This is a genomic window from Bacillus horti (assembly GCF_030813115.1).
Taxonomy (GTDB): Bacteria; Bacillota; Bacilli; order Caldalkalibacillales; family JCM-10596; genus Bacillus_CH; species Bacillus_CH horti.
This window is the reverse complement of sequence record NZ_JAUSTY010000004.1, coordinates 193,709-215,105: the sequence shown is the minus strand read 5'-3', so window position 1 is coordinate 215,105 and position 21,397 is coordinate 193,709. Positions and strand designations below refer to the sequence as shown.

Here is a 21,397-nt window from a genome sequence, read left to right as displayed (position 1 = left end):
ACAAATCTGTGACTTTCGTCATTCTGCATCTGTACCTTACTAAATGTACGCTTCTATCGTTATCATTCCCACTATTCATTGGAAACAAACTTTCAAAAGAAATGCCTATATCCTATTTTATAAACATATGGACACACTTAGCAAGTATAGTGATTCAATACTTCGAAACTTTACAACAAAAGCCCTCCATTATTGAAAAGGAAGAACTTTTGGAGGGTCAATTTCATGATCTTTTATTTGTTGCTATAACTTACTTACTTAGATAACCCTGTTTTCTCCAATATTTCAAAGCAAATTTATCTGCATCATACGGTGGATAACCATTCATCAAAACTTGATTTTGCCTTGTTAACGTTCTCTTTGCAGCATGGAACAAGCGAATTGCTTGTTTGAGCAAGGCAGGGTGAATATAGCTAAGTATACTGAACTGTTCATCATCCTCATCCGCTCTATACTCAATCTCGACCACTTCCGACCGATCTAGCTTTTTGCTTATATAATAGAAAAAGGATTCAAGTTTCTCCTCCCCATCTTCCCCTATGTAAGAGTAGGCTACTTTAATAAGCTCCGGTTCTTCATTGCCGTCTTCATCTACACCCTTTTCCCTAAAGGCATAGTAAAGCTGCCCTAGCCAAAAGCCATTTTTTTCATCATCATAATAATCGTCGTAGGGCTGCACCAAAGGTAATTTCAATAGCTCTCGAAGCTCTGATGGATTAATTAAATTTTTAGCATATTCATATTGTGATACACCTTTTAACAAAGCACCCCATCCATACTTTAATAGAAGGTGAAAATGTTCTGGTGAACCAGCATCAAAGTAGTACCATTGTGTATCCTCACCAGCTATATTTCTACAGGTTATCATAAGTGGTTCCCAAGCAGTGGAGTTTGTTTCTTCTCTTCTCGCTTCTAGAAATACTGCATATTGTCCCTCTTTTTCAAGGTACACTGCTTTATAGTTGGAGTTACTTTCCTGATCTACTTCTAGTAATACCCTTGTACAAATGTCCTCCTGCCAATATTCATACTCATAGAGGCCATCAACTGGTTCGACATTCATGAAAGACGGCAAGCTAAGCCTTTCTAAATTTGCAATGTTAATCTCAGCATTTGGAAAAACAAAAGGGATTGTTGCCCCACCATTTTTTAAATCTTCTAGTAAAGATTCAGTAACCACTTGTTTCCCATTATAAAGCAGCTTCATTAATTCTTCTCGATCAATGATGACTTCTTCATCTTCTTCAATCAAGCATTCCTGAGCTATTATTTCCGCACCGATTAATTCATGGGCATCATTAATGAGGATGGCAACCTCTTTTGTCTTAGCTTGAATACTATATTCATCTGTTTGTAGACAGAGAGCTGCTTTCAGATGACCTTGCACATTTAGCATGCCATGATTGTAATCTCCCCAGAACAGCTCACTGACCTCTACATCACCTGTCACAAAAATCTCCTGTCCCCCCACTACCATACTTGTGGTTTTTAAATCTCCAAGAACAATCAGCCCAGTAGAACCATCCGTATTTTCATTACAAATAAATGTATCTACCGTTAAGCTCCCCTCCACAAGGATTAAAAAAATGATTTGATCCTCGTGTTCATTTGCTAGATGATCTAAGTCTAGACTCTGCAACTGTAGGTCACCTTTATGATAAAAAACGATCTCCTCCAAAAACTCGTCATTGTTAATCTTATTGACTTGAGCAGCCCAGCTATCCTGTGGTAATTTTGACTTAATCTCCTTAAACAGAACGCTTTGAAACATTTCGGTAGACATTGAAATCCTCCCCTGATTGTAAAGTTATTAATGTGCAAGTAATACTATTCTTTTTTCTGGTCAGCTAGTTCGAATGAATCTTACCCTTTTTCTATGTATCCTTGTTCTTCCCAATATTTTATCGCAAAATCTTCCGCAGCATAAGGTGTTTTTCCGTTTAAAAGTCCCTCATTACAAAGCCGCAGCTTCATTTTTGCTGCCTCAAATAGACGCCATGCCAAAATTAATCTATCTTGATCCGTATAGCTCACAATGACATGCTCTTCTCTGTATTGATCAGGAATGTACTTAATTTCTACAGTGTCAGAACCATCCAATTGAGGATTCATGTAATAGATATAGCACTCCATCTTTTGCTCTCCATGATCATCAGTATACTGTCTAGCTAGCTTTAAAATTTCGTTGTACGGATGTCCATTTTCATCGACACCCTTCTGTCTAAAAGAGCAATAAAGACTTCCAATCCAAAAGCCGTTTCTTTCGGTGTCCAAATAATCATCATACGGCTGAACAACTGGTAAGCATAGAAGCTCTTCTATTTCATGTCTATGAATCATCCTGCTAGCATACTCATATTGAGAAACCGCGTTTAATAGAGACTTCCAGCCCGTTTGTAGTAGGGAATTAAAATGTTCTGGTGTAGTTGAGTCAAAGGAATACCAGTTTGTATTCCCTCTATTCATCAATTTACTTGAGATTCTTAACGGGCCCCAACTTCTAGGCATCCATTTTTTCGGGAAAGCCTCAATCATTACGGCATATTCCCCTACCTTTTCGATATAGATAGCTTTGTATTTCACCTTTAGTCCTACACCTTGAATGGTAGCTACTACACGTATAAATAAATCCCTTTGCCAAATCTCGTATTTATAATGCTCTCCTGAATAAGGATCTCTTGGGAGTAGATTGGGCTTCATCAGTCGATCTATGTTCTCTATGCATAACTCTGCATTTAGAAAAGCAAAAGGGATTGACTTGTTCCTGTCTCTTAGATTATCCTTCCAGTGCCGATTAAGAATTGGCTTCCCCGACTCCAAACGCTCCTCTACCTTACTTCGTACAAAATAAAAGTTTTCGGAATGAAAACCTAGCAGCTCATCCATATCTGCAATAGCTTTTTCACCTACTAACTCATCTATATCTTTTACATGTAGATCAAAGCTTTGTTCACCTAGTAGGGTGACTGAATATCCCCAATTAGCAAAGAAAACACTTGCTGTAGCCCTTCCATTAACATGAAGTGAGCCACTGTAATCACCGTAAAACAGATCTCGCACAGTTAGGTTTCCCGTTACTAGGATTTCTTGTCCTCCTATAACTATGTTACCAGCGTGTAAATCTCCTAATACAATTAGTCCCACAGCACCGAACCAATCATCATAATGCACTAATGTATTATATATATATCCATCTATAGTTACATGACCCTCTACCACAATTAACAAAAAGTTTCGACCTTGCTTAGTATAGAGGAAATCATCGAAATTAAGCTTCTCCAACCGTAAATCCCCACGATGGTATAGGATGGATTCCTTAGCAATCTCATGACCATATTGCTTTATTTGCTTTTTCATCCAGCTATCTTCTGGAATCATATCTTTCACTTCATTAAAATCAACGATCTTAAAGCTTTGCACCATCATTCCTCAATCCCCTCCTGCTGTGGTTTCTTAATGATGTGGTGAATAATGAAATTCCTATATATTCATTCATTATATAAAATTAATCATTTTGGCATGAAGCTTTATTCTATTTAACGATTTCTATAAAAAAAGAAGATTATCCTTCTACAATAATAGGAAAATGTATTCGAGGTTTAGGGTAAATATAAATTATCAATTGTCTAACAACTGTAATGCGTATAATTAAATTGACGCTTCCTTCCACTTTATGTGGATTAGGAAGCGTCTTTGGTGTTGGTTAACCGATAGTTCCTGGAGCAGGTCATTGATATTTTTGCAGATTAAGAGTATTATTCTTAAAGCCAAGGGGAGCTCCCTCTTGGCTTTAAGGGGTTTTTATCTACTTAATATTTTTATTGGAATGTTCGTTCCGAAATGATATAATAGGCTTGGGTGATTAAAATGGCACGTCCAAAACAGTTTGACAGAGGGCAAGCTCTTGCAAAAGCGATGTATACGTTCTGGGAAAAAGGCTATGCCGCTACGAGTGTCCCGGATTTATTAACAAGCATGGGCATTAGTCGCTCCAGCTTGTATGAATCATTTATAGACAAACAAACTCTATTCTCCGAAGCGCTGGAGCATTACGAGCAATCAGGCAGACAACGATTAAATTTATGGCAACAAGCCCCTTCAGTCAAAGAAGGGCTGCGGAAATTCTTCTATTATCATATTGATCAGGCTTTAAATGAGGAGAGCCCTAGCGGTTGTTTTGTGACCAATTCAGCTGTGTCATTTGATCTAATGGATCACAGGATGCAGGAGTTGATTCAGGATAGCTTTGATTGCTTTGAGCAATCCCTGCGTCTTTTGCTTGAGCAAGGGCAGAAAAACGGTGAAATCTCCGTAGAGCGAGATATGGATGCTCTTGTATCCGTATTCCATAGCATAAATCATGGGATCAATGTGATGTCCAAGGTAAATAAGGACAAGAAAACGTATGAGAATTTGGTCGAGGAAGCATTAAAGCTAATCTGACCGATTTTTTCTCCACTTTCGGAACGATTGTTCCGAAATTTATTTTTAGCCATTCTAAATACTAATTACGCTTGTTATTCTGTTTCCGGAACGATCGTTCCTGAATTGTTTTGGTATTTCTTTTCTATGTTTAATTACTAATTACTTAAAACCTAAAAGGAGAACAAAAATGAAAACACTTGTTATAGTAGCACACCCTCATTTAAATGAAGGCTCTCGCGCCAATCTAAAGAAAGTAGAGGCATTAAAAGCTCAACCAGAGATTACTGTTCATTCGCTTTACGAATCCTATCCAAATTGGGCCATTAATGTGAAGCAAGAGCAACAATTACTGTTGGCACATGAACGAATTGTTCTTCAGTTCCCCCTTTACTGGTATAGCGTACCACCACTATTAAAAAAATGGTTTGATGATGTCATGGAGTATGGATGGGCATTTGGAAGCAATGGTGTACAGTTAAAAGGAAAGCAATTTATTCTCGCCATTAGTGCTGGCGGTGGGAAAGCAGATTACCGTGCTGGAGGATATGATTGGTTTTCAATGAGTGAGTATATGAAGCCATGGCAAGCTACAATAGCTAGATGTAATGGTACGTTCTTGCCCTCCTGGGAAACGTATGATGCAGACCAAGCCTCGGAAGGACAATTAGAACAGGATGCCTTAGCCTATGTCCAATACATTCAAGATGAATCCCTGGAGAACTACAGCCTTTAATCATGTGATAAGAATTTTTATGTAGAATAAAATGAATACTGGAAAAGCAAAAAGCTCGCTACTCATAGTTATTATGAAGCGAGCTTTTGTCTTATATTATTTTTCTAGTATCTTTTGTGACATTAACAAGGTTTCATTTAGAATCCATTGTGTTGAAGCAAGTCAATCCGATTTCCATAAAGATCTTCAAATACGACCTCAATTCCCCAAGGTACCTCATTAGGCTCCCCTAAAAAACGCACTCCCGCAGCTTTCATAGCCTCATAGTCACGACGACAGTCATCCGTCTCTACAACTATGCCAACATGATCGGCAAATTGATTTCCAACTCTCTCTAATTTCTCGTCAGTATCTGCTTTAACTAAGACAATGGCAGCTTGGCTTTCTTTGGAGGGTGCAAGGCTAACCCAGCGCATTCCGTTACCAAAGTCATTATCTGCTAACAGCTCAAACCCTGCTTTCTCCTTGTAAAAGGCGATCGCCTCATCATAATCTTTTACTAGAATTGTTAGATGTCCAATTGTTCTTTTCATTACATCCACTCTCCTTTATTATTTTCATTGTTATATTACTTCATTTCGAGAGATTATTTCTTGTATAAATCCGACAATAGATTTCGGCTAGTAAGATATTCTTTTGGAGTCGAACCTACCATTTTCGTAAAGGAACGATTAAAATGGGCTTGGTCATAGTAGCCAGCAAATAAAGCATGATTGACAAGTTTATCGGAGTTGTCTCTCATCAAATCTAAGGCAAATTGAAGCCTATGTATATCTGAAAATTGCTTTGGACTTATTCCCGTATAGGCTTTGAAATACCGTTCTAACGATCTCTCACTCAGGTTAACATACTCTTGAACCTGCTTTAAGGATACAGAGCCTTTATGCTTCACAATCATATCGACAGCAAACCTAATTTCTTCTTTTATTGGTTTGTCGATACTTATCCACTCATGTAATCGTCTTTCTAAAAGCATAAATTTTTCTTGGATTCCAGTGACCGAAGCAAGTTGCTCTTCCAACTCCCCTATTCTATTACCTATCAATTCTTCCATATTCTGAACCGTTCCGACCAGTTCACTTACAGGCATATTAACTAGGGCATACAATCCATAGGGGCGGAAAACTATACCCATAATTTCCACGTGTCCTTTTCGCTGAATCGTAACATATTCATTTTGCTTCGCATTGATGTGACTAGCTTTTGGGCTAAAACTCTTGCCGTTTCTATCCATATAAAAATGAGGGGAGCCTAGATTAATTACCATATGATAGTAGCCGCCAGGAATCATTTTTGGGTTCATTCCCAATACGTCCTCACCATTCTGAGATATATACCAAATCTCTTTAATATATTGGCTCACTTCCTTGTGCTGAGGAGTATGCATTTTAAATATCATTGGCTCACCCCTTTTCTTAGCCTATATAGTAGCCGTTAATCGATTTTACTTGCTTTATAAAATTATAGGTCTTCTGAACAAAGAGAAGCAAGCTAATTATCCATGTTAGCATAGAGGGTAACCAAAGCTACATTACCCAATTCGCTCATGAGTCTCAAATGTTGTATAATCAAGAGAAGCTTCACTACTCCTATGTGAAATAACATGCTCAAGTTTGAATAACGAAACTCTACTAATACGTATAATAGAGGAGATATAATGGCTCGTTACAGTAAGAAAAATTCTATAGAAATACACAAAAAACGTACAGTGGAAATCGTCACATCTGCTCTAAAAATCTTCGCAGATAATGGTATTGAAAAGACAACGATGTCTAAAATCGCAGAAGAAATTGGGATAAGTAAAGGATTAATGTACCATTATTTCACTTCAAAGGACGAAATATTGGAGGCAAGCTTAAACTGGGCAATTGAAGACTCTCAGCATTTAATCCATGAAGTTAACAACTTATCGGGAACTTCAATTGAAAAGATTTTCTTTTTTACTAAAAGCTCATTATCTCCTCAAAAACAAGCCGCCTTTAGAATGATACAACGAGCGCTCCAATTTGATAAATTGGATGAGAATACAAAAAAGAGCGTTGCGAAATTTGAATCATTCTACATTGAATCTTTGCTACCAATCTTTATTGAAGGTCAGACCAATGATGAGATTATTGAAAGAGAACCTATCAAGCTTGTGGAGTTCTATTTAACGGTACTTTCCGGCTTACTTATGGAAGAGGTACATTGGGCTACTGAGGATGAGAATTGGAATATCCAACTACTGATCCGAATGATCGAAAAATAAAAGAAATGAAAACTGCTAATGATTAGCAGTTTTTTTTATTGACATAGTAGGTAATTCTTTATAGTATATTAACTGACTAGGTCAGTTAATATACTTTGATCGAAGAATATTGACCTTTATTTGTATAAAGAAAGGATGATTCATTTTGAAAAGTGACCAAAACAGTATAAGCATAAGAAATCTTAGAAAGCCGTTCAAGCAGGTGCAGTCAAATAATTTAAGGAGGTCATTCATTGACTAAAAAGGAGAAATTGAATTCACCTTTAAAACTGAACGACACTGATAGGAATCTAGCCCCAGATTTAGGGCGTGGATTCATGTTACTACTCATAGTTATTGCCCACGCTCCCTTCTATTTGTATACAGCAGGACCAGGGATTATAAGTCGACCATTTGGTGAGAGCTTAATTGATCATATTGTCAATTTTATTGGAGTACTATTCGTAGATAGTCGTTCTTTTCCAATGTTTGCAGCCCTTTTTGGTTATGGGTTAGCCTTTATGGTCAAAAAACGTACGGAAAAAGGGGTTGCTGAAGAATTAATAAAGAAATCCCTAAGACGTCGCTCTTGGTTCTTACTATTATTTGGGTTTATTCATTTTGTATTTATAGGTGGAGCAGACATCCTTGGCTTATATGGCTTTTCTGGTTTGCTAATTAGCTGGTTATTGTTTAGCTCGGGGAAAATTCAATTGCGTACACTTATTATTGTAGGTGTGGCATACTTCATTATTATCCCTGTTTCCTGGTTTATGCTTATCATGACTAGTGGAGGAGCTAGTATGCAGGTAGGATTAACTGCAGAACACACCTACTTCGGCTTAGTCATCGAACATACTATGGCATTTCCTTTTGTTATCCTTGTTCAGTTGTCCATGTATCCAATGCTTTTGGCGATCTTAATAGGTGTCTGGGTAGCAGGCAAACAATGGCTAGACCAGCCATACCGATTTCGGCAAACCTTGAAGCGCATTGCTATATGGGGATTAATGATATCAGTAGTTGGAGGATTTCCTCTTGCTTTAGTAAGTGTGCAACTATGGGAACCTTCTTTAGAAGTATTAAGTTTATCGGTCATTTTGCATATTATTACAGGTCTAGCGGGTGGTTTTGCTTATACAGCGATTATAGCGTTAATCAGTATAAACGCCCGTAATAAAATACCTAAAACAGCTTGGTTCTTATCCGCAGTGGGGAAAAGATCCCTCACATTTTATTTGTATCAGGAGGCCCTGCTTGTTGTGCTCCTTTCCCCAGTAGCATTTGGTCTTGGAAGCGAGTTCGATGCTACAGGAGTATTTATTCTAGCCATACTAATATGGATATCTGGAGTCCTATTGGCCTCATGGCTAGAAAATAGGAAGTGGCCAGGGCCTGCAGATGCTTTACTGCGCAGATTGATTTATCGCAAATGATTACCTTCAAGATAAGTGGTAATCTCGTATAGTAAATAGAGACTAACAAAACATAATATTTTTAATAATAGAAGAGGTTCGACTAGTAGCTTAGAGTCAACCAGTCGAACCTCCCTTCTCTTTAAATAAACGCATTCTTATTTACTTTCTTCCTTAAGTGTTCTGGCAATACGAAAACCTAGATCTTCAATTCGAAACGTAGGATGACTGCGCCTCCGGCACGTCGCCCCACAGCCCCTAGCCTCCTCCGCCCAGCTCCCTCCACGGAATATTCTATAAGAGCCGTACACCTCAGCATCGTATTTATCCCAGCACCACTCCCAGACATTACCTAACATATCGTAAAGCCCCCACTCATTTGGTAGCTTTTGACCTACCTCATGTACCCTGCTATCAGAGTTTGCTTGATACCAAGCTATTTCATTAAGCTCGCCGTACCGATATCCATTAGTCCCTGCTTTACACGCATATTGCCATTCCGCTTCTGTAGGAAGGCGATAGCCATTTGCTTCCCAATTACAAACAACACTCTCACTATCAGTACTTACCGAATAACATTCCTTTAGTCCTGAGTACTGTGAGAGCAAATTACAAAAGAGAATCGCATCATTCCATGAGACATCAACAACCGGAGCTTGAGATTCATAATTAGGTATATTAGTCTTTTGAATGATTGAATAGTATAACTCATTCGTAACTGGAACTGGCGAAAGTAAGAAGGAATCCAACGTTACCTTCCATGTGGTTTTTATCCGATCATCCCTCATTTCAATCTCACCAGCAGGAATCTTCACCAACTTATCCTTAGTATAGTAATCTTCTAATTGTGACACGTATCTTCCTCCCAAATTCAACTACTTTACCTTGCCCTGCTCAACCTTTCAATCGCTTCCTGCTCATCAGGTACAAAGAATATATCCTGTCCATTATTGCATTCATAGATGAAATCTTTCAGAGCATTACTTTGGTACATTGAGAAATCCCCAACAATAGCAACCTTTACCCGATAATTAATAAACTTTTGCAGAATTTCCCCGGCAATACCTGTTTTTAATTCGAAGAAAAGGGAGCTTAGAACAGTTTTGTTTAGAACCATGAGATTACTGTCTGCTTCATACTGTACCGTTGCCATAAGATCTAATGCTGACTGAACATGCTCTACAATTGTCTCTGTATTTTTGACAATGGCTATATTTACCCCACTTACTTCAACCTTCTTAATATCCAACATTCCCACAACAACTCCTATACTTTTAAAATTTCCTGCTATTTAGGAATACTATTTGCATACCTCTTACTTGGACAGCTCTCTATTATTTTCTCTCACTTAGTTTTCTGACATAGTCTTCAATGATGTATCTATTATCTTCACCATTAATTGGAGGGATTTTCGCTACACGAAAGAAGCTTAACCCTATGACCATGGCAAGCAAGCCATAGGCTGCGCTTTTAGAATCATCTACAGTCATATTTCCCGTGATATTGCCATAATCAAAAATCTTCGCTATACCTTGAAGATCAGCTAAGTAGCTCTTAGATACGATCTCCTGTAGCTTGTGATCTAATACAGCTTTTGAGAAGAATTGCAAAAAGAGCTTTCCTTGATCATCATACGGAATAAACATTGCTTCAATGCCATCCAATTGGGAAACATTTATTTCTTTATCCGAATCATCACTATATAGCGGTAATATGTGTTTTAAAGTAACGTCAATCATTTCTCCAGCTGACATTGTTTTTTCAATTTCTGATTCTATCTTGAGGCCATAATAGCCCAGGAAAGCCTTAAACGCTTCATATGTAAGATTATCCTTATTTTTAAAATAGTAAAGAACAACTCCCTTTGAACAATGCGCATACTCAGCAACCTTATCCAAAGTCATACCATCCATACCATATTTACTGATACAGGTTAACGTAGCGTTGATCACGTCTGCTCTGCGCTTTGGTTCCATTCCTATTTTCGGCATCTTCCCACCTCTTTTTTTATACTGAATGGTCAGAATAAAAAAAGTGTACGCTATGCCTTTCCTTTTGTCAAACAAAAAACCACACCCAGACTGGTGTGGTTACATGCCAATTTCTTAATCTGTATCCAATAAACCTTATTACTGTTCTCAATGTAGATACTATTGTCCTCTTTCGATCATTTGATCTTTTGCTCCAAGAGCTTCAGCGATAAAGCGAACAGGAACTAGCGAAAATCGCCCACCGATCGAATGAAAAATAACGCCTGATAGACCCCACCCTCCTAAAGGAAACATCCAATCAAAAAATAGTAGCCTCTCAACCACTCCCAACTACAACTTCTGTACGGAACCGTCTCAAATTCTACACATTCTCTTTGTATCTCTTGACTTTTAATTCATGATTCATGTATATTAAATCTCATTGATATATAACTAACTAATTAATTAGTTACATTTAAAAGGAGGGGTTATCTATGTCCAAAAGAAAAGGTGAAGTTAGTAGAGAAAAAATACTTTCTTCTGCTGAACACTTGTTTGCTACTCAAGGTTTTCACGGGACAACTGTAAGTCAAATCGTTGCTCTGGCTGGACTCACACAGGCTGCCTTTTATCTATACTTTAAGAGCAAAAAGGACATTCTTGATGAAATCCTGCTAACCTTTGAACAGCAGCTTGCTCATTTTGCTGATGTTGGTGTTCAAATCAGAGAAAACCCTTTAACAGAAGTAGAAGGAAACCTCATGCACTCCTATATCGGATTATTTCAATTATTTGGTGCCAATAAAAATGTGACTAAAATCGTGTTTCAAATAGGAGATCAGGGTGAGGAACTCCGTGGTAGAATAATAAACCAAATCCGTGAAAACATGAAGGAAAACCAAGCATTAGGGATCATTAGGACAGAAGTTGACACAGAATTGCTTGCAGAACTACTGGTTGCTTCCATTGAACGAATCGTTGATCGTTACAGTTTAGACGGCGAGACTGGCTACTCTGCTGCGGATCTGGGACGTTCACTAGCGGGAATTATCTGTCACGGAGTATTAACAAAAAGTAACTAATTCACAATAACTAACTTAGAAGAGCACGTTGCTTATCACCACATCAGCAAGGGAGGAAAGCTAATGGATTTTCAATTTTGGATATGGATGTTTTTAATCGTTTTTATGCTTCATAACTTTGAAGAGATTTTTACGATAGAGCATTGGTTTAAAAGAGTATATCCTGCTGTAAAAGATCAAATGCCTACCTTCGTTCAGCAACAAATGAATGAAGCTAAAACAATGACCGCAGGACAGTTTACAATGGCCGTGTTTGTCTTATTTGTTCCGATTTCAGTGCTTTTGCCTCTTTCTTTAACAACAGAGCTTTATTTTCTATTTCTAGGTGCTAATTTATTTTTTGCTCTCAATATCATCACTCATCCTTTACAAGCTCTTTTTCTTAGAAGATATGTTCCCGGTCTTTGGACTAGTATCTTCATTATACTGCCCTACAATTTAATTCTTTTTAATGTCATGCAGAAAGAAAACCTAATAGATGCTAGTACGATTGGCTTAACTCTGCTTGTGGCCCTTTTGTTTATCCCATTGTTATTTTTAAGTCATAGCATTGGAGAAGTATGGAGGAAAAATTGCACAATATAGGAAACAAAGTTACTTATCTGAACGTTTAATGTGCTGGGTTCCATATGACGAGAATTTCATTGTTGATTATAAAAAAGAACTGGACATGAGCTTTATGATTTCTTCAAAGATCTAAAGGAGCAAAATTAACATCAAGGATAGTAAGTTGTTGCAATGGTTGCTTATATGTTAGAAATGATTATTAAACAACGCAGGATCATAAAACTCCTGCACATACACATATATTAATCAATTGGATAGTGAACTAAACTTTTCTCTCATTGTCTTGGAACACTATCATCTCTCAGCTGCTATTTTTATCGCTTTAAGAGCAAGCAATAGTGTGGGATCGATAAATTGAATATCTTGATCCAGCTGGGAACGAATCAAAGGAATTTCTGTACAGCCTCCTATCACTTGGCGAACGCCCATATTTTTATATTTCAAGAGTATCTCGTTCAAATCATTTACAACCATCTCTGTTTGATAAGGGTTCGCTTTGATCAAACGAATCCCATCATTTATTTTTTTCTGCTCTGACGACTTAGGTATGAAGAGGGATAAAGGAAGGTTAACAAAAATGGATTGATATTGTCCACTTTGAATGGTGGTTTCTGTGGCTAATAACAATACCTCCTTATCTGCGTTCTGTTCAGAAAGGAAGAATTCTGCTACACATTCAACCATGCTAAAAAATGGGATTGAAATCGCTTGTCTGATTTCCTCTATCCAATAATGGGCAGAGTGGCAGGGCATCATGATAAAATCTGCTCCTCCCTTTTCCAAAGCCTTTGCCGTATGGATCAATTCCTTTACAGGACTTTCTTTACCCGGTTGAAATGCCTCCATTCTTGAAGGAATTTTGGGGTTATTATACAGAAGGAGGCGAAGGTGATCCTGATCCACCTTCGCAGGTGTATTAATTAATATTTTGTGAACAAAATCCATTGTCGCATACGGTCCCATTCCTCCCAAGATACCTACCACTTTACTCATAGAGCGTACCGCCTACCTTTTATCAAATTATTCTTCAAGAGGCATCGAGGAAAAACCAGCCAAGTATGTGGCATACTCAAATGGAGTAAATAAAATAGAAGGTAGGATTTGACGTTCGTCTTCTGTTCTGTTTTGTTTTATTTCTGCCGCATAATTTAATTGCACCTCTAGTATTCTAATTCTTAATTGTGGATCAATGACAAAATCGATAGCTGCATCCCCCAACAGCTTATGATGAGGTTCCATCAACTTCATGATTTTAATTCCTAATGTACTGATTCCATTGATTTTTCTTTTTGATTCTTGCTCGTTCAATCGAAAAATAGTTTGAAGAGCTTTTTCTCCAGGCATAATCTCTTGCCTATTTTTTGAATTAGAGATAATACTTCCTGATTTACCCACCTTTGTTTCCAATCCAGTGAATGTCCAATTCCCTGTAGAATCTTTTTGAACGTATGCTCTAAAATCAATTTTTCCTTTTTCATAGTCAGAAAAAATGGATTCCTGAACGATATATGATTTACCCTTAATCATTATTTTCTTGAGCAAAGATTTCAAGTGTGAACTTGAATGCACATCCCATTTTTTACCTTTTTGATTATAGAGTGTAACTCTTTTATTCGACTTTCGTAGAACGAGGATACCGCTACCACCAGCCATATTTCTGGGTTTAACATAAACATCTCTGTGTTTTTTGACCATCTTTAAAGCAGAGGAGACACCCGTATACTTAACCGTTTTAGGCAAATATTTTTTGATCGATTTATTTTTTGAAAGGATGGACCAAAAAGTCCATTTGTCTGTATTGCTGTAGGGATAATTAAAAATTTTGTGACCGATTTTCTTTGAATAAATGCGATGTAACGTAGGCTTAAGCATGACTCGATTAAATATAGCAGATGGAAACGGAAAAGTTCCTTCAATAAATGTTTTCTTTTTTGGGTCATAGTAGTAACCCTGAATGACTTTGCTATGTCTATGATCAGATCTTGGTCTAAACATATAGATGAGTCCTTTAAACTTCTTACCGGCAAAACGAATATTTTGTTTTTCAGGATCGTTAATGTATAGTGGTAGAACAGCAAGACCAATAACCGGACCTATATGCAAATGATTGCCCTGCAAGCGAGTTTCATATTCTAAATCAGGGATTGTTATTTCTTTGGTTAATTTCTTTGGAATACGAATGGTATCTAGAGGAATTCCTTCATTTTGGTTTACATTTATTTTCTTTGAGAATGATCCAAAATGTATCATAAGCTTAGAGGATAGACATAGACTAGTAAAAGTAACCGGATGCATCTGAACTTCCTCTGAACTTTGATCATCATGAATTTGAATACGACAGCTGTGGTGTTGCCTAATTAATTCCGCAGTTAGTCCCATTTTGGTACCAGCAGATCCTTTTATTAATATCACGCTATTTGTCATATCCGCTTTCATTAAAGCTTTATGAAGCTCGTGTCTGTCATTGAAACAATGTATCTTTTCCTTTATAAACCCTGCAGCAAGGGCACTTTCTTTTAGCTTTAAGGTTTCTCGACCATACGTGTAAATAACATCAATTTTATTGCTTGCTAAATAAGTACCCATCTCCCTGTGAGCTTTTTCCGTCATTTCACCTAATTCCAGCATACTTCCCAATACAACAATTGCTTTTTTCCTCCCCCTCTTCTCGTTAAGAACGTTTATAGCTGCTACCACAGATTCTGGATTTGCGTTAACGGAATCGTCCAGAAGTAGGGAGTTGTTTGCCAACTTATAAGCTCTCATTCTTTTAATTGGGGGTTTAAATTTTTCCAAACCAGCCTTAATATCTTCATATGAAAAACGAAATTGCCTAGCCAAAGCGATAGCAAACAAAGCATTATAAACATTATGAAACCCGTAAATAGGTATTTTAAAATGAATTGAATGAACTTTCGTTTTTAGGGTGAATTCGATTCCATCTTCGTAGCTTTTTACATCAGTTGCTCGAAAATCTGCCTCATTATGAATACCTACCTTTAAAAATTTCCCTTTGTGTAAGTTGAGATCAAGCATATTTGAATGGGGATCGTCTTGATTTAGCAGTACAATCCCACCCTTATTCATATACTTCATTAACACTGATTTATTAGTGGCGATATCTTGAACGCTGTTCCCTAGATTCCCAATATGTGCTGATCCTATGTTGGTATAGACCACATAATCCGGCTTCATATACCTGCATGCCCTATGTCCAGCGCCTTTTCTTCCCATACCAACCTCTAGAAGGACGGCTTTGTGTTTTGGAGTTAAGCCACTCATTGTTTTCTTGATATGAAGGGGCAGATTTTTATTCCCAGGTGTTTTAAGAATGGACAACCGCTGGCGAAGGATCGAGTCGGTCATCTCCTTGGTAGTGCTTTTGCCCGTGCTACCCGTAATGGCAATAATAGGCACCTTTCTTTGTGACATAATTATGGCCTCCAATTTAGCTTGATTTGTATATTTTATGGTGTTACAACTTTTTTGAGTTAGTTTCTTGTCTAAATCATGGAAATGAGGCGCTTGTCTTGTCATCACAAATTTTATAAGTAGTAAGCATAAAAAAACCGCTTTCAATACCTGAAAAGCGGGATTTTCTATATCATTTAGTACAAAAATATGCGACTTAGGCTTACTTGTAGATAGGCGTGTATAGACACGTACTGAAAATAAAAACAGAGCATTCTTTACTGGCTCTTACTCCATTCTGCAACTCTGCGATAGCTTTCCTCCTCTGAAATATCTTCGATACGTGACATAATCGACCACCTTATTCCACAAGGATCAAGAATACTGCAAAAGCGATCACCCGAAACAAAATTTGTAATTGGCTCTCTTACTGATGCTCCGTTAGCCACAGCCAAAGCAAATGTTTTATCTACATCAGCTACGTAGATGCTCAGGGAATAACATGCGTTCCCTTCGCCTGGTGGTAATACCAGTCCATAATCAGGGTTTGCCGCTCCCAACTGTAAAAAGCCGTTGCCAAAATCGATATCCGCATGCACGATAATTTTATTTCCTTCGTAATCAAACTCTGTCACACTTTTAGTCTTTGCCTCAAATACCTTTTCATAAAAGGCAATCGCCTCAGTTGGATTGCTCACAGCGATAAACGGTGTAATAGCAGTGTGACTGTTAGGTGTACCATTTTTGGTGAAGTCTCCTGTAATCCCTGCATAATTATTTTGATTAGCCATTTTTATACCTCCAATTTGTAAGTAGGTTGCTACACACGTATCAACCACATTTGGTCTTCATATTGTAAAGTGTTCTTCTATCTGATAGATTTCATTATAGAGTCTTCCATTTATTACGTATTGTAAAAAGGCGACGTACAAGCTTTCTTAAGGAGGGTGTGTATGGTGAAGGATATGAATAGCTCATCAACGCGTGGAATCTTACGTGCAGCTGCTGGAAAAGAGAAGTTTACGCTGTCTCGCTTTGAACCAGATTCAACGTTAAAACCTTTCGTCGAGCATTATTGGGTCATTCGTTTCAATTTGCAGGATGAGTCACCATATACCCAGAAGGTTTTGTCCTATCCGAACGTGCATCTTGCTTTTGAGCAGGATGAAGAAGGGCGCCGAGCACTAGTGTACGGCATTCCAAGGAAGCCGTTTGTTCGCGAATTAAGCGGTGTAGGACATGTGCTCGGCATCAAGTTTCATGCTGGTGGATTTTATCCGTTTTGGTTACAGGATGTTTCATTACTGACAGGAACAACTATTGGAGCTTCGAGGGTGTTCGGTCAAGAAGGAGAAGCTTGGCTTGATGCTATACTGGACGCTGGTAGTGATGCCGCAATGGCTACGGTAGCAGAAAACGTTTTGTTAGAAAGATTACCGGAATCTGATCTACAGGCAGAACTATCCACAGCCATCGTGCAAGAAACATTGAACGACAGAACGATCATTAAAGTAGAACAACTGAGCACCCGAACTGGATTATCCATTCGTCAGTTGCAGCGCCTTTTTCGTAAATACATCGGTGTCACTCCAAAATGGGTTATCAAACGGTTTCGGCTGCAGGAAGCAGCGGAACGGCTGGAAAGAGACGAATCCCTGCAATGGGCAGAAATAGCGGTACAGCTTGGCTATTTCGATCAAGCCCATTTTATTAAAGATTTTAAGGCTGTTATTGGTCAGTCCCCAAATACTTACAGACAACATTTGGACACTCAATAAGAAACCACACTTCCTCTGCACCTTTCGAATAACTTGAAACAGCCTAGTGTTTATCACAAATTTCATAAAATCTCCCGTACGCTGATGATCTCATGTTCATCGGCTTTTTTCCCCTCAATCTTCTCAAAGTAAAGGTCTACGAGAAGACTTAATCTGTATACTTTCCTTTCAACCACTATTCAAAATCAATAGTACAGCATAACGCAATTACAAAAAGAAGTTGACATTATAATAATTTATGGTTTAATTTAAGAATGAACAGTTCATTCTTAAATACTTTCAAAGGAGAATTAACACATGAATTCCTTTTCTCATGCTACAACCGTAAGTGTTTTTATTGAATGCGACTCAAATGAAGTGTATGAGTTTACTTTCAACCTAGAGAATTTTCCGACCTGGGTTGGCCTTTGCCAATCAATCCGGCAAGAAAATGGAGATTGGATCATGGAGACCACACACGGTTCCATGAAGGTAAGAACCACAAAGCGAAACGATTTGGGAATAATCGACCATTTCGTATCCACATCCTCCGAAACAGAGTTTGATGCGATGCGTATCCTACCAAACGGAGCACATAGCGAGGTTTTTATGACGGTCTTTCAGCATGACGGAATGCCAGATGAAGATTATAAACAAATGATTGAAGTTGTTAAGGAGGATTTACAGAACTTAAAGTCGATTATAGAAAAGCAATCCTCATCATCTAATTTTGGAGGGATATCAAAATGAAAACAGAACGCGTCATTGTTATTGGTGGAGGGATTGCAGGCCTCTTTGCCGCAAAAGTCTTGTCCGAGTTTTATCAAGAGGTAGTAATTGTTGATAAAGACGCCTTTCCGGATCAGCCGGAGAACCGACCTGGTACACCACAAGCCTTTCAGCCCCATCGACTTACTCCTCGTGGAAGCTTGATCTTGGAACGGCTTTTTCCAGGCTATATTGATGACTTATTAAAATATGGAGCAGCTCCTACTCTGGGGAAAACCACTCATTTGATCAATCCTTACGGAACAATGGTTATGCCAGGTCAGAATAAAGATGCTGTCTACAGCAGAGCTTTGCTTGAATGGGTATTGCGCGAAAGAATTCGGACTATAGCACAGATTCGTTTCCTTGGCTTGAATGAGGTCATTCAACTTCTTTCAACGGAAGACCGTTCAGCGATCACTGGTGTTGAACTCATGGAGCGTAGCTCAGGTGAACGAAAGCAGCATACGATAATGGCTGATCTTGTCTTAGATACTAGTGGACGGTTCTCCAAAATGTCCAATTGGCTTACTGAACTCGGTTATGACGTACCAAAGGCAGAGACATTAAAAATATCTCTTGGTTATAGCACTCGCCGCTATCGCATCCCTTCTGATCGAACGGGAGAATTAAATGTTATACGCATGGAAGGTGATCCTGTAAAAGCTTCGACTACAGGAGTACTTTCACTTATTGAAAACAACACTGTAGAAATGGTAATCTGGAATCTAGGAAGCCGCTATCCTTCGATCAATCCAGAACAATTCGAACAAGAGGTTGCCCAGTTGGCGAGTCCCTTATTTGCCGTAGCACTACAAGGGCTTGAGCCCTTAGGAAATCCACGTGGTTACCGAGTAGAGGAATTGTCAAGGCAGCATTATGAACAGATGCATCGCTGGCCGGCTGGCCTGTTGGTCATGGGAGACGCCTTTTGCCAGCTTGATCCTGTATTTGGTCAGGGAATGACTATAGCGGCTATTGAAGCAGAAGCATTAGAGACCTCTCTTAGAAATCAGTTGAACCAACCTGAGCCAGACTTTGAGCTTCGATTCCTCCAGCAAATGCAGGATAACATTGAAGCCGCATGGTGGTTAAATGCCGTAGCTGATCTGCGCTGGCCAGGAGTAGAGTATCCTGGTGAGGAGCCAATAAAAGGGTTGAAATTTGCTCAGAAGTACATGGATTTCGTCTTGAAGCAGTCAACGGAGCAAGCCAATTACGAAATATATGGATTGTATTGGCTGGTTAACTCTCTATTTCTGTCTCCGAGCGAACTGTTCAATTCACAAATGATTACATCGCTACTTACCGCAGGTGGTAGCGAAGAGGATAAACAATGGTTCGATGAATGGGTCCGGGAATCTGATCAACCGTTGGAAGAACGACTAAATCAACACTTCCCTTCGTTCGAAAACGCGTCATTTGCTTCCATGGATCAACTTATGTAGGAAAGTGATATTTGAATGAAAAGAGTGTGAAAAGAGTGACACCCTTAACTGAAGAACAATTAATCAAAAGAAGAGAATCGCGCAGAAAACAAATAGTAGATGCTGCATTCAAAGTTTTTGCTCTCCGTGGATTAAACGGAGCTAAGATGAGCATGATTGCCGAGGAAGCGGGACTAAGCGCTGGGCAGCTTTATCGCTTTTTCGAATCCAAGGAAGAGCTATTCACTACACTTATCCAGCAAGCAGTCTTGGAATCAACTCAGGGAATCGAGATGATATACCAGCTCCCCGGTTCCCCTTTTGAAAAAGTGCATCATTTTATCTCATATGTTATGGAAAATAAGGATGCACAATACCCATTTATGCTGATACATCATGCCCACACCGCTGACGACGTTCCCAAGGAAGTGAACCAACTCCTACAGCAATTTTCTGTGAAGCGTCATATCGATCTGCTGCTTCCCTTGTTTGAAGAAGGACAGCAAGCGGGCGAATTTGCACAAGGTGATATCCGCCAACTAATCTCTGCTTTACTGACTATGCTTTCAGCAATAATGACGTTTAATATGCCTATTGACAATGATCATCAAATGCCAGATGCGGATATGCTGATGCGGATTGTAGCTGGTTCTCGAAAATAAAAAAACGAACACCCGTTATCCTGTAACAGAAAATACGCACACTCCTAATTAGAGTGTGCGTATAGTTCTTTGAATGCTTTGTAGCTATGAGGTTAGTACTATAGATATCCTTCCTCCTACTTAGCCTAACGACTTTTTTCGGTTATCTATCCAAATAACTCTAAAGTCCACCCGAGACACGAATTATTTCACCATTCACATGTCCATTCGCATTCGAACCTAGATAAACAATTAACGATGCCACATCCTCAGGTTTGCTCAATCGACCAGTAGGAGTTTGGTCCTCTACTTGCTGCCTAATACCCTTGGGTATAACCTGTTCAGCACGTTCAGTTAAAGTCATTCCTGGCATGACAACATTCGTATGAATCCCCACTCTTCCCAATTCCACTGCCATCGAACGGGACAAACCATGCAATGCAGCTTTTGCTGCTGAGTATGAACCCGAACCGCTTAATCCGTCCTCTGCCAATGTAGACGAAACATTAATAATCCTTCCCCAGTGATTTTTACGCATATATGGGACAACCTGTTGAATCGTGTAGTAAGCACCCTCCACTGAAGAACGAATCATGGTTTTCCATTGATCTGAAGGAGTGTCCTCGAACAAACTCGCTCCCGTTGCCTCTCCTCTCGATGCCCACTGTACAGCATTGTTAACTAATATATGAATCGTTCCCCAATGACTAGCAACAGCGCTAATAGCAGACTTTATTGATTCCTCATCATTTAAATCATAACGAACGATAAAAGCTTCTCCCCCTGCACTTCTGACCATGTCAGCTGTTATTTCAGCTTCTTTTGCATTACTCTTATAGGTAATAGCTACCTTAGCATTCTCTTGAGCAAACGCAACAGCAACAGCTCTACCAATTCCAGATGAACTTCCAGTGACCAATGCTACCTGATTTTTGAGTTCTGTGTTCATGTGCCAACAACTCCTAGTTATTTAT

At 38.7% G+C, this 21,397-nt stretch carries 22 protein-coding genes; 10 read left to right on the top strand and 12 right to left on the bottom strand.

Features of this window, described 5'->3' with window-relative positions; genetic code table 11:
• Positions 1-250: 250 nt before the first annotated feature.
• Both J2S11_RS06175 and J2S11_RS06170 read right to left on the bottom strand, forming a co-directional pair.
• Entirely contained in the window at positions 251-1,783 is a 1,533-nt protein-coding gene (locus tag J2S11_RS06175) for a hypothetical protein (protein WP_307392374.1), read from the bottom strand.
• An 80-nt stretch (positions 1,784-1,863) separates the two neighbouring features.
• The gene (locus tag J2S11_RS06170) at positions 1,864-3,426 is read right to left on the bottom strand and encodes a hypothetical protein (protein ID WP_307392373.1); all 1,563 of its coding nucleotides are present in this window, start codon (positions 3,424-3,426) and stop codon (positions 1,864-1,866) included.
• 441 nt (positions 3,427-3,867) lie between these two features.
• On the opposite strand from J2S11_RS06170, the gene J2S11_RS06165 reads away from it, so the two are divergent.
• Complete coding sequence (locus J2S11_RS06165; RefSeq protein WP_307392370.1) at positions 3,868-4,443, top strand: TetR/AcrR family transcriptional regulator; 576 nt, start codon at positions 3,868-3,870, stop codon at positions 4,441-4,443.
• A gap of 169 nt (positions 4,444-4,612) precedes the next feature.
• Positions 4,613-5,158, top strand: a complete 546-nt coding sequence (locus J2S11_RS06160; RefSeq protein ID WP_307392367.1) for an NAD(P)H-dependent oxidoreductase — start codon at positions 4,613-4,615, stop codon at positions 5,156-5,158.
• A gap of 137 nt (positions 5,159-5,295) precedes the next feature.
• On the opposite strand, the gene J2S11_RS06155 is transcribed toward J2S11_RS06160, so the two are convergent.
• Together J2S11_RS06155 and J2S11_RS06150 are read right to left on the bottom strand one after the other, a co-directional pair.
• Positions 5,296-5,691: a VOC family protein gene (locus tag J2S11_RS06155; RefSeq protein WP_307392364.1), complete on the bottom strand. Its 396-nt coding sequence runs from the start codon at positions 5,689-5,691 to the stop codon at positions 5,296-5,298.
• 53 nt (positions 5,692-5,744) lie between these two features.
• Positions 5,745-6,557: a helix-turn-helix domain-containing protein gene (locus tag J2S11_RS06150; RefSeq protein WP_307392362.1), complete on the bottom strand. Its 813-nt coding sequence runs from the start codon at positions 6,555-6,557 to the stop codon at positions 5,745-5,747.
• Between the two features lie 258 nt (positions 6,558-6,815).
• On the opposite strand from J2S11_RS06150, the gene J2S11_RS06145 reads away from it, so the two are divergent.
• Both J2S11_RS06145 and J2S11_RS06140 read left to right on the top strand, forming a co-directional pair.
• On the top strand, positions 6,816-7,406 hold the full coding sequence (locus J2S11_RS06145) for a TetR/AcrR family transcriptional regulator (RefSeq protein ID WP_307392358.1): 591 nt from the start codon (positions 6,816-6,818) through the stop codon (positions 7,404-7,406).
• Between the two features lie 233 nt (positions 7,407-7,639).
• A complete protein-coding gene (locus J2S11_RS06140; protein ID WP_307392356.1) occupies positions 7,640-8,821 on the top strand; it encodes a DUF418 domain-containing protein in 1,182 nt (393 codons plus the stop codon).
• Positions 8,822-8,958: 137 nt separating this feature from the next.
• Here J2S11_RS06140 and J2S11_RS06135 read toward each other — a convergent pair whose 3' ends face one another.
• The 4 genes from J2S11_RS06135 to J2S11_RS06120 all read right to left on the bottom strand — a co-directional run bounded on the left by J2S11_RS06135 (position 8,959) and on the right by J2S11_RS06120 (position 11,121).
• Entirely contained in the window at positions 8,959-9,654 is a 696-nt protein-coding gene (locus J2S11_RS06135) for a formylglycine-generating enzyme family protein (RefSeq protein ID WP_307392354.1), read from the bottom strand.
• Between the two features lie 26 nt (positions 9,655-9,680).
• A complete protein-coding gene (locus J2S11_RS06130) occupies positions 9,681-10,049 on the bottom strand; it encodes a DUF4180 domain-containing protein (protein WP_307392596.1) in 369 nt (122 codons plus the stop codon).
• An 85-nt stretch (positions 10,050-10,134) separates the two neighbouring features.
• On the bottom strand, positions 10,135-10,791 hold the full coding sequence (locus J2S11_RS06125) for a TetR/AcrR family transcriptional regulator (protein ID WP_307392350.1): 657 nt from the start codon (positions 10,789-10,791) through the stop codon (positions 10,135-10,137).
• A gap of 159 nt (positions 10,792-10,950) precedes the next feature.
• Positions 10,951-11,121, bottom strand: coding sequence for a hypothetical protein (locus tag J2S11_RS06120; protein WP_307392347.1), 171 nt, complete (start codon positions 11,119-11,121; stop codon positions 10,951-10,953).
• Between the two features lie 143 nt (positions 11,122-11,264).
• On the opposite strand from J2S11_RS06120, the gene J2S11_RS06115 reads away from it, so the two are divergent.
• Both J2S11_RS06115 and J2S11_RS06110 read left to right on the top strand, forming a co-directional pair.
• On the top strand, positions 11,265-11,852 hold the full coding sequence (locus tag J2S11_RS06115; RefSeq protein ID WP_307392344.1) for a TetR/AcrR family transcriptional regulator: 588 nt from the start codon (positions 11,265-11,267) through the stop codon (positions 11,850-11,852).
• Between the two features lie 63 nt (positions 11,853-11,915).
• Positions 11,916-12,437, top strand: a complete 522-nt coding sequence (locus J2S11_RS06110) for an HXXEE domain-containing protein (RefSeq protein ID WP_307392342.1) — start codon at positions 11,916-11,918, stop codon at positions 12,435-12,437.
• Positions 12,438-12,713: 276 nt separating this feature from the next.
• On the opposite strand, the gene cuyB is transcribed toward J2S11_RS06110, so the two are convergent.
• The 3 genes from cuyB to J2S11_RS06095 form a co-directional block, all read right to left on the bottom strand.
• Complete coding sequence (cuyB, locus tag J2S11_RS06105) at positions 12,714-13,412, bottom strand: cysteate racemase (protein ID WP_307392339.1); 699 nt, start codon at positions 13,410-13,412, stop codon at positions 12,714-12,716.
• 27 nt (positions 13,413-13,439) lie between these two features.
• Complete coding sequence (locus tag J2S11_RS06100) at positions 13,440-15,998, bottom strand: YheC/YheD family protein (protein WP_307392337.1); 2,559 nt, start codon at positions 15,996-15,998, stop codon at positions 13,440-13,442.
• Positions 15,999-16,108: 110 nt separating this feature from the next.
• The gene (locus J2S11_RS06095) at positions 16,109-16,621 is read right to left on the bottom strand and encodes a VOC family protein (RefSeq protein WP_307392334.1); all 513 of its coding nucleotides are present in this window, start codon (positions 16,619-16,621) and stop codon (positions 16,109-16,111) included.
• Between the two features lie 162 nt (positions 16,622-16,783).
• Between J2S11_RS06095 and J2S11_RS06090 the strand changes: the two genes are divergently transcribed.
• From J2S11_RS06090 to J2S11_RS06075, 4 genes are all read left to right on the top strand, one after another.
• Positions 16,784-17,608 carry a helix-turn-helix domain-containing protein gene (locus J2S11_RS06090; protein WP_307392330.1) on the top strand — a complete coding sequence of 275 codons (825 nt, stop codon included), beginning with the start codon at positions 16,784-16,786 and terminating at the stop codon, positions 17,606-17,608.
• 297 nt (positions 17,609-17,905) lie between these two features.
• Positions 17,906-18,337, top strand: coding sequence for a hypothetical protein (locus J2S11_RS06085; RefSeq protein WP_307392327.1), 432 nt, complete (start codon positions 17,906-17,908; stop codon positions 18,335-18,337).
• Positions 18,334-19,803: an FAD-dependent oxidoreductase gene (locus J2S11_RS06080; protein ID WP_307392324.1), complete on the top strand. Its 1,470-nt coding sequence runs from the start codon at positions 18,334-18,336 to the stop codon at positions 19,801-19,803. The genes J2S11_RS06085 and J2S11_RS06080 overlap by 4 nt, the downstream gene beginning before the upstream one ends.
• A gap of 11 nt (positions 19,804-19,814) precedes the next feature.
• Positions 19,815-20,444: a TetR/AcrR family transcriptional regulator gene (locus J2S11_RS06075; protein WP_307392322.1), complete on the top strand. Its 630-nt coding sequence runs from the start codon at positions 19,815-19,817 to the stop codon at positions 20,442-20,444.
• A gap of 160 nt (positions 20,445-20,604) precedes the next feature.
• Here J2S11_RS06075 and J2S11_RS06070 read toward each other — a convergent pair whose 3' ends face one another.
• Positions 20,605-21,372, bottom strand: coding sequence for an SDR family NAD(P)-dependent oxidoreductase (locus J2S11_RS06070; RefSeq protein ID WP_307392319.1), 768 nt, complete (start codon positions 21,370-21,372; stop codon positions 20,605-20,607).
• Positions 21,373-21,397: the final 25 nt, after the last annotated feature.